Genomic DNA, 16,358 nt, shown 5'->3' on the forward strand with positions numbered 1-16,358 from the left:
TGATGGAAGCTGAAGGAGAAAGAAGGTATGCAATTCTTACATCAGAAAACAAAAAACCCCGCATCTGCGGGGTTTTCTCATTTAATGGAGCAACTTGGGGATGAGTTTTTCACTTTTGAACCGGTTTCTCCTAATAAGAGGTCACCGCCGGTTGAAAGAATGATTTCATCCGTTACTTGATTAGAAATTGTGTGCGCTACAAGCTGAAGCAGGGAATTAACCTCTGTTTGTGATTCTTTGAATTCTTGAATCACTGGGATCTCATCCAGTTCTTCTTGCAGGGCATCAATTTTTTCTTCCACTTGTTTTAAGGCTTCATGTTTGCCATAATGCTTTAAATTCACAGCTTGCTTTTGAAGCGCCTTAATTTGATTAATGATCGCTGCAATTTTTGTATTTTCATTGATTTGCGCTTCTGCTTTTTTGAAGAAATCAACTTCTTCTGTTTCAGAAATCATTTTTGCGAGCTCTCTTGCGCGCTCGACAATCTCTTTCTTTGAATAAAGCGTCATTTTAATTCACCTCGATAGCTTCTCCAACCATTTCTCCGTCAAGAGACCAAGTTTTGGCTTGTGTGATTTTCACTTTGACGATGTTGCCAATCGCTTCTTTTGGTGCTTTAAAATTCACAAGCTTGCTTTTACTTGTATATCCGGCTAGGATCTCAGGGTTGTTTTTACTTTCACCCTCTACTAATACTTCGACAGTCTGCCCTTCATATTCCTTCATTTTTTTCGCAGAAATTTCATTTACGAGTGCATTCAGGCGCTGCAGACGTTCTTTTTTTACACGCATTGGCACGTTGTCTTTCATATTGGCTGCTGGTGTTCCTTCTCTTGGAGAGTAAATGAACGTATAAGCCGCATCAAACTCAACCTCACGATAGAGGGAAAGCGTCTCTTCAAACTGCTCATCTGTTTCATTTGGGAACCCAACGATAATGTCCGTTGTTAATGAAGCATTTGGCATTGCCTCTTTGATTTTGCGCACTAGGTCAAGGTAACGTTCACGATCGTATTTTCTTGCCATGAGTTTCAGCACAGAAGAACTTCCTGATTGAACTGGCAAATGAATATGGTCGAGAAGGTTTCCGCCTTTGGCAAGCACTTCAATTAAGTGATCATCAAAGTCACGCGGGTGGCTTGTTGTAAAACGGATTCGTGGAATATCGATTTTACGCAGCTCATCCATTAGGTGACCAAGACCATATTCCATGTCTTCAAAATCTTTTCCATACGCATTCACGTTTTGACCAAGAAGGGTAATTTCTTTATATCCTTCTGCTGCTAAGCGTCTGACCTCTTGAATAATTTCATCCGGACGGCGGCTTCTTTCCTTACCGCGCGTGTAAGGGACGATACAGTATGTACAGAATTTATCACAACCGTACATAATATTCACCCAGCCCTTAATTTTTCCTTGGCGGGCTCTCGGAAGATTTTCAATCACATCGCCTTCTTTAGACCAAACCTCAATGACCATTTCTTTTGAAAGGTAGCATTCAGATAATAGTTCTGGCAGGCGGTGAATGTTGTGGGTACCGAAAATCAAGTCAACAAATGGGTGTTTCTTTAAAATACGGTTAACGACAGATTCTTCTTGCGACATGCATCCGCAGACGCCTAAGATTAAATCTGGCTTTTCACGCTTTAATGCTTTTAAATGACCAAGCTCTCCAAACACTTTGTTTTCTGCATTCTCACGAATGGCGCAAGTGTTTAATAAGATGACATTCGCATCTTCAGTCGAATTTGTTGGTTCATAACCAAGCGCCATAAAAATACCAGCCATCACTTCTGTGTCATGCTCATTCATTTGACAGCCATATGTGCGAATATAAAACTTGCGGCCGTTCCCTAACCCTTGAAACCGCTCGTCAATTTGAAATTGATTGTATTCGACTTCTTCTTTACCCCGTTTTTTTGCATCTTTTAAGGAAGGCGGAATGTACACAGCTTCAAAATATTGGCTGTAGTCCTTCTCGGATTTTTTGTCCGATGAACTTACTTGTCCGCTCGCTTTTCTCTGCTCTTCATTCATGAATTTGTACTCCTTTCAAACCAAGCTCCACCCTACAGTATAGACTATTTTGTCGTGAATTGAAAATAAATTCATATGTGTTTTTTCTATGAAAAATGTCTATTCATCTGGACAGTCATCAATTCTCTTGATCAAAAGAAAAAGAGAGCCTCAGCTCTCTCAATCAAGTATATTCAGTTTTTTTGCTTCTTCTTCGATGATTGTCAGTGCACGGTCAAGCTCTTCTTTTGTGTGCTCAGCTGTGATGATGGCTCTAATTCTCGCTTTTCCTTTCGCTACAGTTGGAAAAGCAATGCCTTGAGCGAAAACGCCGCGCTCGATTAATGCTTTTGAAAACCGGAAAGTGAGTGCCTCGTCTCCAATCATCATTGGAATAATAGGCGTTTCTGTTGGTGCCACCTCAAATCCAAGACCGATGACTTTTTCTTTAAAATAGGCAGCGTTCTCCCAAAGAGTTTCAATGCGCTCCGGTTCGTCTAACAGCACTTCAATAGCTTCTTCACAGGCTCTTGTGACAGCCGGCGGATGTGAGGTGCTGAATAAAAATGGTCTTGCTTTATGCTTTAAGTAGTCGATTAAAACGGCAGAACCAGCGACGTAACCGCCTAGCACACCAACTGCCTTACTAAGTGTGCCAACCTGAATATGTACTCTGCCGTCAAGTTGAAAATGATTCACTGTTCCGCGGCCATTTTCACCAAGTACTCCAGACGCATGGGCATCGTCTACCATCACAAAGGCATCATATGTTTCTGCAAGTCTTACAATCTCAGGAAGCGGTGCAATATCTCCATCCATTGAGAACACACCATCTGTCACGATAAGACGGACGCGGTAATTCATCGATTTCTTTAAAATTTTCTCAAGCTCTTCCATATTAGAATGAGCATATACTTTTTTATCTGCCTTTGTTAAGCGAATCCCATCGATGATTGATGCATGGTTCAGCTCATCTGAAATGACAATATCATCTTTTGTGAGAATACTGGATAAGACCCCTTGGTTGGTCGTAAAGCCTGATTGGAATACAAGGGCTGCCTCTGTCTTTTTAAAAGCTGCGAGCTTTTTTTCAAGCCGTTCATGCATTGTCATCGTTCCAGCAATGGTTCGTACAGATCCTGTTCCAGCACCGAATTCATCAATCGCCTCTTTTGCCGCTTTCATCAGCCTTGGATGTGAGGTGAGACCTAAGTAGTTATTTGAAGAGAGTTGTATGACGGATTGTTCATTTAGTGTCACCGTGGATGATTGTTTGGAATCGATTTCTTTCAGTGTTTGATGGGTGCCTTGCTGCTTCATTGTGTCCAATTCATCTTGTAAATACGTAAATTCTTTCATCATTTCGTCCCCCTTTGATATGATGGCATGATCAGTACGACCTTCCCGCACGTACCATTTCTCATAAGTTCAAATCCCTTTTCAAAATCTTCAAATGGCAGCGTATGGGTGACAACCGGCTGTACATCAATGGTATTCGTTCTTAAAAGTTCAGATACTTGACGCCACGTCTCAAACATTTTTCTCCCCGTGATCCCTTGCACGGTTAATCCCCTAAAAACAATTTGATTCGTAATGTCAATGGTTACCGGCCGCTCTGGCAAACTTAGTATATTCACTTTCCCTCCATTTGCACAAGCTTCGAGTGCTTGATTAATCGCAACGGGATGTCCTGACATCTCACACATCACGTCTGCCCCTTCCATCCGCGTGAGCTGCTTGATCATGGCAACAGGATCATCTTTTCCGATATCCACGATATGATCTGCACCCATTTTACGGGCAAGATCCAGTCTGTATTCATTTTTATCAACAGCGAACACTTGGACAGCCCCGGAGGCTTTTGCAACCGCAATCGCCATTAAACCAATGGGACCACAGCCAAAAATCGCCACTGACTTTCCTGAAACAGGTGTATGCAGAACTGTATGAACAGCATTTCCAAGCGGCTCTTGAATAGATGCAAGTTCCACTGGCATTTGAGCTGGATTATGCCACACATTTTGTTCTGGTACTTTGACATATTCAGCAAAACAGCCATCAATGTCTACCCCTAAAATTTTCGTATCGCTGCACAAATGCTGCTGACCCGTTAAACACATATAACACTGATTACAGACAATATGCGTCTCAGCCGATACAAAATCCCCTACTTTTGCTCGTGAGACTTGGTTCCCCGTTTTGACAACTTCCCCTGTGAATTCATGACCAAAAATGTACGGTGCTTTGACTCTCCCCTTCGCCCAATCATCCCAATTATAAATATGCACATCCGTTCCGCATATCGATGTAGCCTTTACCTGGATGAGCACTTCATGATCACTTATTTCTGGAATCGGCATTTCCATCATCGCCGCTCCGTAAGCGCTTTCTTTTTTGACAATCGCTTTCATCGTTCCACACATGACGTACAACCCCTTTGTTAAAAAACTTCTCCTAATCCGATCTTATCATGTCTTATTTTAGACGTAAATACCGCTGTCTTTCAGGAGAAGACAAATGAACACTCCACATATTTTTTTAGATATTTTTCTAAAAAAAAAAAGCAAATCTCCTTTTATTCGGAGATTTGCTTTTAAGTTGTCAGCGTTTTTTTGAAACGGCCACATATAAAGCCGGCACAATCAGTAGTGTCAGAATCGTTGAGAAAAAGACACCTGATACGATGCAGATCGCTAGCGGCTTAAAGAGTGGATCATTACTTAAAGCAACGGGCATAAGAGCGACAAGTGCTGTAAATGCTGTCAGCAAAATAGGTCTAATCCTTGCTCTCCCCGCTTCAATCACAGCTGCCTGTTGATCGAGACCTTGCTTGCGCCGCTGTTCAATAAATTCAAACAAAACGACCGCATTTCGGACAACAATACCTGCCAATGAGACAATCCCCATTGTGGCCATAAAGCTAAACGGCGTTTGAGTGACAAATAGTCCAATAATGGCTCCGGATATCGCTAAGTAAACCGTTCCAAGAACTAATAGCGGAAGCATGAGTGAATTGAATTGGAAAGCGATGGTCACATAAATGAGCAGCAAAACTACCCCAAATAAGAGACTAATTTCAATAAAGAATTGGGTTTGATCTTCATTTTCTCCGCCCTGAGAAATGGTCAAATTCTTCGCTACATCGCTTTTCCCAACTTCATTTATGACTTCTGTCATATCGGCTTTAAACGTATCTGATGTACCAGGATATGCCTTTAACGTGATCGTCGGCATCCCGTTTTCATGAGGAATGCTTTCATACTGCTCTGTTTCTTTTTCCTTTACATATCGGCTAAGCGGCTCCAGTTGAGGCATGCCACCTTCATTTGCACTCACAGGCACCTTGATGTCTTTTAGCTTCAGTCCGTTTTGATGTGTGCTCATGTCTTGTTTCACTACGAGGTCGATGTCATCTGTTCCTTGTTTAAAGGTGCCTAATGGAATTCCTTCTGTAACAAGGCCAAGCTGTCTGCTGACAAACTGAGCAGTGAGCCCATCCTCTGCCATTCGGTCACGATTTAATTCAAATGAGATGGTTTTCACCGGCTGATTGACATCGTCTGTGATCAGGCTCGCTCCGCTTTCTTTCATTTCTTTTGTGAGCTTCTCTTTCACATCCACGAGCTTTGAAAATTGTTCTCCTGCAATGGTTACGGTCACAGGCGCTCCAGTTGGCGGACCTTGAACAATGGTTTTCATAAAGATATCAGCATCTTTAAATTTCTTTCGCAATGGCTCTGTCATACGATCGATCAATGCTTTGCTTGTCATCTGCTCATTGTCTACTCTGACAACAATCTGACCAGTATGATCACTTGCGTTTGAAATGCTTTCATTAAACAAGTTCGGCACACCGCCGCCTGCAAAAATGGCCGTCTCTTCAATGCCTTTTTGCTGTTTGATCTCTTGTTCTATTTTCTCTAATGTGTCATTTGTTTTATCTAAGGTTGTTTCACTTGGAAGTGTCACAGTGACAACAACTTCTTTCTTATTCGCCGCAGGGAAAAACTCAAATGGTGTGGCGAAAATAAGCAAAAAGGCAAGTGTGGCAACGAGCAAACCACTTAATCCAATGAGAAGTGGCCGCTTCACGATGTTTGTCAGTACTCGATCTGCATAAAAATCAGCTAATCTTTTTAATGGTTTGCCTAAAAAGCCCGGTTCCTTTTGAATCTTCTTGTTCTTTCTTTTTCGGTTTGCTGTATATTGATACACTGGCACAAGTGTCAATGAAATAACCATTGACGCAAGTACAGTTGTGACTAGAACAGACGGTAACGCTCGAATAAATGAACCGTTCGCACCAGAAAGGAAAACAAGCGGCAAGAAGGCAAAGACAACTGCCAGTGTTGACGTTAAAATGGATCCAGCCACTTCTTTTACACCTGCAATTGTTCCTTTAAGCGGACTTTCGTATTTTTTCATCTGCCTTAAAATATTATCGTTGACGACAATGGCGTCATCTACAAGTATCCCTAGGGCAATGATAAAGCCAATAATTGAAATTTGATTAAGGTCCACTTGTAAAAACGGCAGCGGGATGGTTCCGATCGTTATGGATAGCGGAATCGCAAGTGAAACGATAAACGCACCACCAATGGTTAGACCAAGTGTGGTGACGACAATGACGGCGATGACAGCCACGATCGCTTCTTTGATTAAATCGTTAAAAATAGCATCTACTTCACTTTTTTGTGAATAGTAGTCTATCCAATCCACACCATTTGGCAGCTCTTTCTCTTTTTCAATGACCGCACTGACTTTGTCATACATTTTAGGAATATCCAGTCCTGGCTTGATATTGACTGTAAATGAATAGGCTGGCTTTCCGTTATATGAAACGATATCACTTTTCTCTTTTTCTACTTCTTTTAAACGACCAAGCTGACCGATTGTAACAGGCTCTCGGCTCGTTTTTGAGAAGATCTCAATCTTTTTGATTTGATCTAAACGATCATAGGCATCAATGGACAGCTTGACCTTTTCTCCATCTGCCTGGACGTCACCTAGAGGGGATGTGTCAAATTCTTGATTGATGGCATTTGTGACATCGGTCACGTTTAACCCGTTATCCTCCAGTTTACTTGAATCCAAGTTCAATATTGCTTGTTTGTCATTGAACCCTTTGATGACGACTCCATCAACACCTTTGATGTCCTCCACTTTTTCTTTTAACGCACGCAGCGATTCCTGACTTTTTGCTAAATCAGATGAGTTACTTGCTACAATCATATAAGAACCAACTGGCACATTGCCAAACTCATCCTTTACATCTGGCTCCATCACACCATCTGGAAAAGAAGAGGCGGCATTTGTGGTTTCACTCTTGATTTGACTTGCCACCTTTTGAAAATCGGCTTGATCATCAATTTCAAGCACAATATTTGAGAAACCAATAGCAGAAACAGAGCTTGTCTTCTCTACACCATTGATATCAGAAATGGCCGACTCGAGCTTATTGGTGACATCACTTTCTACCTGTTTTGCATCAGCACCAGGGAAAACAGTCGAAATGGTTACAATATTTGCTTGAAACTCTGGCAGTTCTCGTTTAGGAAGCTGTGTAAACAAATAACCTCCAGCAATGAGAACGATAAAAAATAAAATAAAAACAAGCTTTCCCCTTTTTAAAAAAGCTTCAATCATTATTTCACCTACTTAAATATTTATTTTTGATGAAGTATTTTCAACTTAATCTTAATTTATCATCATGGTGAAAAAATGCAAGCTCTAATATGTCATTTTCTATCTATTTTGTGAAAGAAATATGTTATATGAGAAATGTATAGCGGTAAACAAAAACAACCTGCTTACATGATGTAAGCAGGTTGAAAATAATAAAATTAGAATTATCGTGGTTCAACAATCAGTTTGATTGCTGTTCTTTCTTCTCCATCGATAAGAATGTCAGTAAAGGCTGGAATGCATATCAAATCCACTCCGCTAGGCGCAACAAATCCCCTTGCAATGGCGACAGCCTTGACCGCCTGATTCAGTGCTCCAGCGCCGATAGCCTGTATTTCCGCTGCACCGCGTTCACGTAAAACGCCGGCTAATGCTCCTGCTACTGAATTTGGATTTGACTTTGCTGAAACTTTTAAAATTTCCATTTTTGCTCCCCCTTAAATTTACAATGGATAAGTGAGTGTTCATTAGAACAATCTTTGTTAGATGTTGCTATTTTTTTGAAAATCCATCCCCAAAATGTTTTTCAAAAATAGCAGGCTACCTACCATTTTTACTATATTCACGATAGAGGGCGCATATTCCTTCTTTCTGATTAATATTTTTCTGAAATAAATATGTGAATATTTATTCAAAGAAAATATGGTCATCATTTATCAAAATTCGATCAATTTTGACAGCTTTTTTCGACGATTCGTCAATTTCTACGATCACTGCACTTAATGTCGTGCGGCCTTCTGCAATTTCAAAACGGACAGGGAGGCTCGTTTTAAATCGTTTAATAATCGTTTCCCGATCAACACCTAAAATACCGTCATAAGGACCAGTCATGCCAACATCCGAAATATAAGCAGTTCCTTTTGGCAAGACGCGGTTATCTGCTGTTTGAACATGTGTATGTGTTCCAACGACACATGATGCACGGCCATCTGTATACCAACCCATTGCTTGCTTTTCACTTGTGGCTTCACCATGAAAATCAATAAAAATAAACGGTGTACGTTTTGAAGCTTCTGCTATGAGCTCATCTACTTTTTGAAATGGGCAGTCAATCGGAGGTAAAAATGTGCGGCCTTGCAAGTTGATGACAGCTAGTTCTTTACCTTGTTTTTTAATAAAAGTAAGCCCTTTCCCTGGTGTACCTTGCGGGAAGTTTGCCGGACGAACAATATGGGGTGCATCATCGATGAAATCGAAAATGTCTCTTTTATCCCATGTGTGGTTCCCCATCGTGAGCACATCAGCCCCAGCTTGAAGCAGCTCGTGATAGATTTTTTCAGTAAGACCTTTCCCATGAGCCGCATTTTCTCCATTGACAATCGTAAAGTGTGGCTGATATTTTTTCTTTAGCTTTGGCAAGTATTCTTTCAGTGTATCTCTGCCAGGTGAACCAACGATATCTCCAACAAATAATATTTTCATACGTTTTGAACCCTTTCTCTTATAAAATGATCTTCTTATCAGTGTTGCATATTTACACAAAAAAATAAAGCGGCGCTAAGCGCACCGCTCTATTTTGCATACTCTACTGCGCGAGTTTCTCGAATAACTGTCACTTTAATGTGACCAGGGTAATCGAGCTCGTCCTCAATCCGCTTACGAATATCCCTTGCTAGACGGTGAGCTTCAAGATCATTAATTGAATCTGGCTTCACCATAATACGCACTTCACGTCCAGCTTGTATCGCAAACGATTTTTCAACACCTTCATAAGATTCAGAGATGTCTTCTAATTTCTCAAGTCTCCGAATGTAATTTTCAAGCGTCTCACTTCTTGCACCAGGGCGTGCTGCAGATAATGCATCGGCTGCCGCAACAAGAACAGCGATAATAGATGTCGGTTCTTGGTCACCATGGTGAGATGCAATACTGTTGATGACAACAGGATGCTCTTTATATTTCGTCGCAAGCTCAACGCCAATTTCCACGTGGCTTCCTTCTACTTCATGATCAATGGCTTTTCCAATGTCATGCAGAAGACCTGCTCGTTTTGCAAGCTTTGCATCTTCTCCAAGCTCTGAAGCCATGAGACCTGCAAGATGTGCAACCTCAATTGAATGCTTCAGGACATTTTGTCCATAACTAGTACGGAATTTTAAGCGACCGAGAATTTTGATGAGATCCGGATGCAAACCGTGAACTCCGACTTCAAATGTCGTTTGCTCACCCATCTCGCGGATATAATCATCGACTTCACGGCGTGATTTTTCCACCATTTCTTCAATTCGTGCAGGATGAATACGTCCATCCTGGACTAGCTTGTCCAGAGCTATCCTCGCTGTTTCACGTCTTATCGGATCAAAGCCCGATAAGATGACAGCTTCAGGTGTATCATCAATGATCAGGTCAATACCTGTTAACGTTTCTAACGTACGGATATTTCGTCCTTCACGTCCGATAATACGACCTTTCATCTCATCATTTGGAAGATTGACTACAGATACTGTTGTTTCAGCTACATGATCAGCTGCACAACGCTGTAACGCAAGTGAAAGAATGTTTTTCGCTTTTTTATCAGCCTCTTCTTTCGCCCGGTTTTCAGATTCTTTCGTCATGACTGCAATGTCGTGGGAAAGCTCATTTTCAACTTGATCCAGAATGATTTGTTTCGCTTCATCTCGAGTTAGACTAGAAATACGCTCCAACTCAGCTTTCTGCAAACGAATCATATCATCCACTTTGCTTTCCATCTCTTCAATATGTTGTTGTCGTTCATTCAGAGAATGATCTCTCTTCTCCAACAGGGACTCCCGTTTATCTAAAGATTCGTCCTTGCGATCAAGGTTTTCCTCTTTTTGAAGTAAACGGTTTTCTTGTCTTTGAAGCTCATTACGTCTTTCACGAACTTCTTGCTCCGCCTCTACACGAAACGAATGAATTTCATCTTTCGCTTCTAAGAGCGCTTCTTTCTTCAATGCTTCCGCATCACGCTTTGCATCCTCAACAATTTGTTCGGCCATGTTTCTTGCGCCGGATATTTTTGCTTCTGCAATGGTTTTACGAACAAAGTAGCCAACAACTAAACAGATTAGGCTCAGCAAAATGGAGATGATCGTAAACATCGTAGGCGACATATTTTCACCTCCTCTTGCTATGAACTTGGTTTTACAAATAAAGTGTCGGCATGTACATTGTTTTGTGTCTCAACATACAGGGCCTTCACAGGGAATGAGATCCTCACTGCCCTTGTCAAGTTTAAATTAGTTATCAATCATGTTAAGAAAAACAAGTGATACATTCCCATTGTAATTGTGTCGGAAATACTTGTCAAGCTAGTCAGACTAAGGCGTAAGTCGTTATTTCAAGCAAAGACAGAACTTTTGACCCGCTAGCTGTTATGTAATTGTAAAAAAAAGACGCTTTTCAGCGTCTTTTTAGTCATTCAATTCCAATTCTTCTTGTCCTTCTTCGTCAGTTGATTTCACTCCGTTTGTATCCAAACCGTAGTGCTCCCTGATCTGCTCTTGAATCATAAGAAGAATGTCTTTATTCTCTTTTAGGAATTGCTTCGCATTTTCACGTCCTTGTCCAAGACGTTCCTCTTGATAAGAATACCAAGCCCCGCTCTTTTGTACGATATCTAGTTCGCTTCCAAGGTCGATGATTTCTCCCTCTTTCGAGATCCCTTCACCGTACATAATGTCTACTTCGGCAATACGGAATGGCGGTGCCACTTTGTTTTTCACAACTTTAATTCTCGTTTTGTTCCCCATAATGTCGTTCCCTTGTTTCAACTGTTCAGCACGGCGTACTTCTAAACGAACAGATGAATAGAACTTAAGTGCACGTCCACCAGGCGTTGTTTCAGGATTACCAAACATAACCCCTACTTTTTCACGAATTTGGTTAATAAAGATCGCAATTGTTTTTGATTTGTTGATAGCACCAGATAGTTTACGAAGTGCTTGAGACATCAAACGTGCTTGAAGACCAACGTGTGAATCTCCCATGTCTCCTTCGATCTCTGCTTTTGGTACAAGAGCAGCTACTGAGTCAATGACAACAATATCAACTGCACCACTACGAACAAGTGCTTCTGCAATTTCAAGTGCTTGTTCTCCTGTATCCGGCTGAGAAAGTAACAACTCATCAATGTTGACACCTAATTTTTGAGCATAAACTGGATCTAGCGCATGCTCCGCATCGATAAATGCAGCTTGTCCCCCCTGCTGCTGAACCTCAGCAATCGCATGAAGTGCTACTGTCGTTTTACCAGAACTCTCTGGACCATATACTTCAATAATACGACCGCGAGGGTACCCACCTATTCCAAGCGCAGTATCAAGTGCTAACGAACCACTAGGTACTGTTGAAATACGTGTATCTGTTTGCTCTCCTAGTTTCATAATAGAGCCTTTACCAAACTGTTTTTCTATTTGTTTAAGAGCCATATCTAAGGCTGCTTGACGATCACTCATTCTATTGTTTCCTCCTTTATCAATTCCACTATCTATACTATACCTTGTTTTACGTCATTTGCCAAGAAAAAAACGAACACATATTCGATTTTTTCTTGGCAGATTATTTAAGAAAAGAGCTGTTTCTATTAGAAAAAACGCTCTTTTATAAAGGAGTAAACCTCATAAAAAACAAAATTAACTTTCTTTTAATAATTTGAGAAGGTGGTGCAAACCATATTTCACAGCACGCTTGCGAATGCCTGATCGACTGCCAGTAAACATCCATTCAAACACGTCTGTCTGATCTTTTGTCGATAGCCCGATAAATACTTTTCCAACCGGCTGTCCTTCGTGTGGTTCAGGACCTGCCACACCTGTAAAGCTAATACCGATATCGCTTCCCGTCAGTTTTCTAACGCCTTCTGCGAGCTCTAACGCACACTCTTTGCTAACAGCACCATGAGAAGACAATGTTTCTTCACGGCAGCCCAGCACTTGCTGCTTGACTTGATTTGTGTAACAAACCACACTGCCGTTTAAAATGGATGATGCCCCTTCGAGATCTGTCAGCCACTCTGAAAACATACCACCAGTCAGGCTTTCAGCCGCTGCTACTGTTTTCCCGTGTTCATGCAAGGCCTTTGAAGCTTCAAAGGCCAGAGATGTATCACCATATCCGTAGAAGTACTCGCCGACCCGTTCTAAAATTTGTGCTTCTGTTTCTTTTAACAGACGCTCTGTTTCTTTTTCATCCTCATGCTTGGCTGTCAGCCTTAGCGTCACTTCCCCGTCAGCTGCAAGCGGTGCAATCGTTGGATTGGTCTGTGCATCAATTAAATCTTCAAGATCTGTTTCCAGTTGAGATTCACCGATGCCAAAGAAACGCAAGACTACAGACACGATTTTTTCCTTTAGGCCAAGTTTTTCAGAAATAAGCGGCTTCGCTTCGTTTTCAAACATCGGGTGCAATTCACTTGGCGGTCCAGGGAGCAGAATGTAAAACGTATCTCCCTCTTGTATAAACATGCCAGGTGCCATTCCGAAACGGTTTACGAGCACATCAGATCCCTCTAGAACGAGCGCCTGTTTACGGTTGTTCGGCGACATATCACGTCCGGTTTTACGGAAGTATTCTTGAATAGACTCAAATGCTTCTTCATTTAGCACAAGCTCTTTACCGAGCGTACTCGCAATGGTTTCTTTTGTTAAATCGTCTTTCGTTGGTCCAAGACCACCTGAGAAGATAATAAAATTTGATCTTTCCTGTGCCACTTGAATGGCCCTTTTTAAACGCTCTGGATTGTCACCAACAGCTGTGTGGTAATAAACATTCACACCAATTTCAGCTAGTTGTTTGCTGATGAATTGTGCATTCGTATTCGTAATTTGCCCTAGCAAAAGTTCGGAACCGACTGCAATAATTTCTGCTTTTCTCTCTGACTTCAAAGCGTACACGTCCTTTTTAGTTAGAATTCTTTAAGGCTTCCCAGTTTTTCGCAAAGTAATCCCAGCCTGAGACAACAGTGAAGAACACCGCTACCCACATAGCAAGATCACCAAATGGGAATGATACAAGTTCAAACGGCAGGTTATGCAAAAGAAGTGCCGAAATCGCAATGATTTGCGCCCACGTCTTCACTTTTCCAAGCATATTGGCTGCGACCACTTCACCGCCTCCAGCTAAGACAAGCCTTAGACCTGTTACAGCAAATTCACGGCTAATGATTACAATTGCCATCCATGCCGGTGTGAGATTGTATTGAACAAGTATAATTAAAGCCGCTGAAACAAGCAATTTATCTGCAAGCGGATCTAAAAACTTACCAAAGTTTGTGACTAAATTGAGCTTACGTGCATAGTAACCATCAATCCAGTCGGTTGTCGAAGCGACAATAAACAAGATCGCTCCAACAAGGTGAGTGACTTCGATGCTGACGTCACCAAAGCGCGCAACACCCCAATCTAATGGAGCAAGCATAATCAACATAAACACAGGAATCAAGGCGATCCTAGAAAGAGTAATTTTATTCGGTAAGTTAAACATGAATTCCAATCCTCCAATAAAGCATTTTTTTATGTATATAATAGTAGGAACAAAAGAAAAGTCATCTACTTGCTTAAGATGACTTTTCCTTTCCTTTATTCACAATCACAATGTTTTGTGTCATGGTGTTTTTAGGGTCTAATTCGTACTTCAGCGTTTCGTCATTGACTTTAATATCGATTCCCGATGCATTTCCTAAGCGGATATCGACTTGGGAAAGATCAGTCAAGTCTGTTTTAAACGATTCGCCATCTTTCAATTCACCCATCTTCAGCACTTTTCCAGATTCGTCTCTCACACGAAGCCATGAAGCTTGTGAGGCAGAAATGGTTAGCTCCATCTCTTCTGCACCTGATACTTCATACGTTGTCGTAGAACCCTCTGTATTCGTCGCCTTCAAAGAAACATCTTCATCGCCTTTAGATGAATCCTTTGAGGAATCGTCTTTTTCAGATGATTTTTCTTGATCATCTGACGAAGCTTTTTCCTTTTTCTTTTGATCCTTTGCCAGCGATGAATCCTCAGACACTTCGTATTTTGATTCTGATTGCTGAGGAGCCGCCTGATTATTTTTCTGTCCGCTATCATGATTAACCGCTTGAACGATCACATAAATGATAGCGATCACCACAAGGATCCCTCCAATGATTAAAATCGTCGGAAGCAGCTCCAGTACCTTTGAGGCAGGCTTTGGCAGCTCTCTTTGCGGTTTAATATTTGATAATTTATCAGACACTTCATCGTTATACGTACTTGGTACATCTTTACGAAACTCTTCGAACAATTGTTCAGGATTCAGTCCAACGGCTTCGGCATATTGTTTAATAAACGCTCTGACGTAAAATTTACCTGGAATGATATCATAGTTTCCTTGTTCTATTGCTAGCAAATAGCGCTTTTGGATTTTGGTAGCCGCCATCAGATCCTCCAGCGACATCCCTTTTTCCTCTCTGGCCTCAACGAGCCGTTTTCCCAATTCAGTCAAAACAAACACCTACCATTACCATATTAAAAATCGAAGCCAGAAAAACCAGAATGATCAAACACTTGTGGTTCTTCAGCGTGCTCGTATGTAATTTCTTCGTCTGCACTATTACGCAATTCAATGATGTAGTCGAAATCATCCATTGTATATTCTGAATTTTGAATAAAGATATCTGGATGCTCTACCACCTTTGTAGCAGGCAGTCTCATAATTTCTCTTAAAAGCTGTAAGTGCTTTTCAGAACCTCTTCTTGTCGACACAATCCCATCAATAATAAAGACGTTATCTGGGCTGTATTCATCTGCAATCAGCTGACTGCGAATGGTCTGTTTCAAAAGAGTCGACGATACAAACAGCCATCTCTTACTTGCACATACACTTGAAGCAACAATTGATTCTGTTTTTCCAACCCGCGGCATTCCACGAATTCCAATCAATTTATGTCCTTCTTTTTTAAATAATTCAGCCATAAAATCGACAAGTAGACCAAGCTCGTCCCTTTCAAAACGGAACGTCTTTTTGTCATCCGCATCACGCTGAATGTATCTTCCATGACGAACAGCTAAACGGTCACGAAGTTTTGGCTGTCTTAGTTTCGTTACTTTTATCGTTTCCATTGTATTTAAAATTGATTCAAGCCGCTTAATTTGATCTGTGTGGTCACATCGAAGAAGCATGCCGCGTCTTGATACATCAACACCATTAATTGTCACAATATTAATTGAAAGCATCCCCATTAAAGAAGAAATGTCTCCTAAAAGTCCGGGACGGTTCACCTGTATCTCATATTCAAAATACCATTCGAGCTTTGCCAAATGATATTACCCCCTTCATTGTGGCAAATTTTTACCTTCCTTTATCATAAAGCATTTTCACATTTTTAGAAAGCACAATGTTGTGAAACAGTTAAAATAAAAAGAGAGGCACAAACGACCCCTCTTTTTGTTTAGTGCGAGCTATTATTTTCAACCAGTTTGACCATCATATTGGCAATTGCGCGCTGCTCATCTTCTGATGCGACGCTCCAAAGGTCAGCAAGTACTCTTTCTTGCTCATTCTTTGCTTCAACTTCATTAGCCAGGTATCCGCCAATTTCATACGCAAGGTTATTGATGGTATCATCTGATAAACCTTTATCCTGTGCATGATTTAAACGGTCACCTAAAAAGTTTTTCCAATGGTCCCAGCTCTCAAGTACAGACATGTCGATTCCTCCATTCGAAAA

General features: G+C 41.2%; 14 protein-coding genes. All 14 read right to left on the minus strand.

The features are described 5' to 3' along the window. Positions 1-77 precede the first annotated feature (77 nt). Positions 78-512, minus strand: a complete 435-nt coding sequence (locus tag ACTJJQ_RS03265; RefSeq protein ID WP_008344661.1) for a RicAFT regulatory complex protein RicA family protein — start codon at positions 510-512, stop codon at positions 78-80. A gap of 1 nt (position 513) precedes the next feature. Next, positions 514-2,040, minus strand: a complete 1,527-nt coding sequence (miaB, locus tag ACTJJQ_RS03270) for a tRNA (N6-isopentenyl adenosine(37)-C2)-methylthiotransferase MiaB (RefSeq protein WP_007499471.1) — start codon at positions 2,038-2,040, stop codon at positions 514-516. A 159-nt stretch (positions 2,041-2,199) separates the two neighbouring features. Beyond that, positions 2,200-3,381 (minus strand): glycine C-acetyltransferase, encoded by a 1,182-nt coding sequence (locus ACTJJQ_RS03275; RefSeq protein ID WP_123766738.1) that lies wholly within the window; start codon positions 3,379-3,381, stop codon positions 2,200-2,202. Next, positions 3,378-4,442: an L-threonine 3-dehydrogenase gene (gene tdh / locus ACTJJQ_RS03280; protein ID WP_178896756.1), complete on the minus strand. Its 1,065-nt coding sequence runs from the start codon at positions 4,440-4,442 to the stop codon at positions 3,378-3,380. The genes ACTJJQ_RS03275 and tdh overlap by 4 nt, the downstream gene beginning before the upstream one ends. A gap of 178 nt (positions 4,443-4,620) precedes the next feature. Further along, positions 4,621-7,665: an efflux RND transporter permease subunit gene (locus ACTJJQ_RS03285; protein ID WP_440599948.1), complete on the minus strand. Its 3,045-nt coding sequence runs from the start codon at positions 7,663-7,665 to the stop codon at positions 4,621-4,623. Positions 7,666-7,868: 203 nt separating this feature from the next. After that, positions 7,869-8,129: a stage V sporulation protein SpoVS gene (gene spoVS, locus ACTJJQ_RS03290; RefSeq protein ID WP_003211281.1), complete on the minus strand. Its 261-nt coding sequence runs from the start codon at positions 8,127-8,129 to the stop codon at positions 7,869-7,871. A gap of 202 nt (positions 8,130-8,331) precedes the next feature. Beyond that, complete coding sequence (locus ACTJJQ_RS03295; protein WP_008344680.1) at positions 8,332-9,126, minus strand: TIGR00282 family metallophosphoesterase; 795 nt, start codon at positions 9,124-9,126, stop codon at positions 8,332-8,334. A gap of 89 nt (positions 9,127-9,215) precedes the next feature. Next, the gene (gene rny / locus ACTJJQ_RS03300; RefSeq protein WP_003211958.1) at positions 9,216-10,778 is read right to left on the minus strand and encodes a ribonuclease Y; all 1,563 of its coding nucleotides are present in this window, start codon (positions 10,776-10,778) and stop codon (positions 9,216-9,218) included. Between the two features lie 300 nt (positions 10,779-11,078). Then, on the minus strand, positions 11,079-12,122 hold the full coding sequence (gene recA, locus ACTJJQ_RS03305) for a recombinase RecA (protein ID WP_007499478.1): 1,044 nt from the start codon (positions 12,120-12,122) through the stop codon (positions 11,079-11,081). Between the two features lie 177 nt (positions 12,123-12,299). Next, positions 12,300-13,550: a competence/damage-inducible protein A gene (locus ACTJJQ_RS03310; protein ID WP_007499480.1), complete on the minus strand. Its 1,251-nt coding sequence runs from the start codon at positions 13,548-13,550 to the stop codon at positions 12,300-12,302. A 16-nt stretch (positions 13,551-13,566) separates the two neighbouring features. Continuing rightward, entirely contained in the window at positions 13,567-14,148 is a 582-nt protein-coding gene (pgsA, locus tag ACTJJQ_RS03315; RefSeq protein WP_008344688.1) for a CDP-diacylglycerol--glycerol-3-phosphate 3-phosphatidyltransferase, read from the minus strand. Between the two features lie 73 nt (positions 14,149-14,221). Continuing rightward, a complete protein-coding gene (locus ACTJJQ_RS03320; RefSeq protein WP_440599949.1) occupies positions 14,222-15,133 on the minus strand; it encodes a helix-turn-helix domain-containing protein in 912 nt (303 codons plus the stop codon). 23 nt (positions 15,134-15,156) lie between these two features. Then, a complete protein-coding gene (locus ACTJJQ_RS03325; protein WP_003211480.1) occupies positions 15,157-15,948 on the minus strand; it encodes a DUF3388 domain-containing protein in 792 nt (263 codons plus the stop codon). 131 nt (positions 15,949-16,079) lie between these two features. Next, positions 16,080-16,337, minus strand: coding sequence for a DUF3243 domain-containing protein (locus ACTJJQ_RS03330; protein ID WP_099680613.1), 258 nt, complete (start codon positions 16,335-16,337; stop codon positions 16,080-16,082). Positions 16,338-16,358: the final 21 nt, after the last annotated feature.

Origin of the sequence: Bacillus sp. 22483 (genome assembly GCF_052044605.1) — a bacterium.
Taxonomy (GTDB): Bacteria; Bacillota; Bacilli; order Bacillales; family Bacillaceae; genus Bacillus; species Bacillus altitudinis.

What these genes read in the sequence shown, in the direction of transcription:
- miaB (WP_007499471.1), bottom strand. Translation starts at nt 2,040, where the DNA reads ATGAATGAAGAGCAGAGAAAAGCGAGCGGACAAGTAAGTTCATCGGAC.
- tdh (WP_178896756.1), bottom strand. Translation starts at nt 4,442, where the DNA reads ATGTGTGGAACGATGAAAGCGATTGTCAAAAAAGAAAGCGCTTACGGA.
- rny (WP_003211958.1), bottom strand. Translation starts at nt 10,778, where the DNA reads ATGTCGCCTACGATGTTTACGATCATCTCCATTTTGCTGAGCCTAATC.
- ACTJJQ_RS03275 (WP_123766738.1), bottom strand. Translation starts at nt 3,381, where the DNA reads ATGATGAAAGAATTTACGTATTTACAAGATGAATTGGACACAATGAAG.
- ACTJJQ_RS03330 (WP_099680613.1), bottom strand. Translation starts at nt 16,337, where the DNA reads ATGTCTGTACTTGAGAGCTGGGACCATTGGAAAAACTTTTTAGGTGAC.
- ACTJJQ_RS03295 (WP_008344680.1), bottom strand. Translation starts at nt 9,126, where the DNA reads ATGAAAATATTATTTGTTGGAGATATCGTTGGTTCACCTGGCAGAGAT.
- spoVS (WP_003211281.1), bottom strand. Translation starts at nt 8,129, where the DNA reads ATGGAAATTTTAAAAGTTTCAGCAAAGTCAAATCCAAATTCAGTAGCA.
- ACTJJQ_RS03265 (WP_008344661.1), bottom strand. Translation starts at nt 512, where the DNA reads ATGACGCTTTATTCAAAGAAAGAGATTGTCGAGCGCGCAAGAGAGCTC.
- pgsA (WP_008344688.1), bottom strand. Translation starts at nt 14,148, where the DNA reads ATGTTTAACTTACCGAATAAAATTACTCTTTCTAGGATCGCCTTGATT.
- recA (WP_007499478.1), bottom strand. Translation starts at nt 12,122, where the DNA reads ATGAGTGATCGTCAAGCAGCCTTAGATATGGCTCTTAAACAAATAGAA.
- ACTJJQ_RS03285 (WP_440599948.1), bottom strand. Translation starts at nt 7,665, where the DNA reads ATGATTGAAGCTTTTTTAAAAAGGGGAAAGCTTGTTTTTATTTTATTT.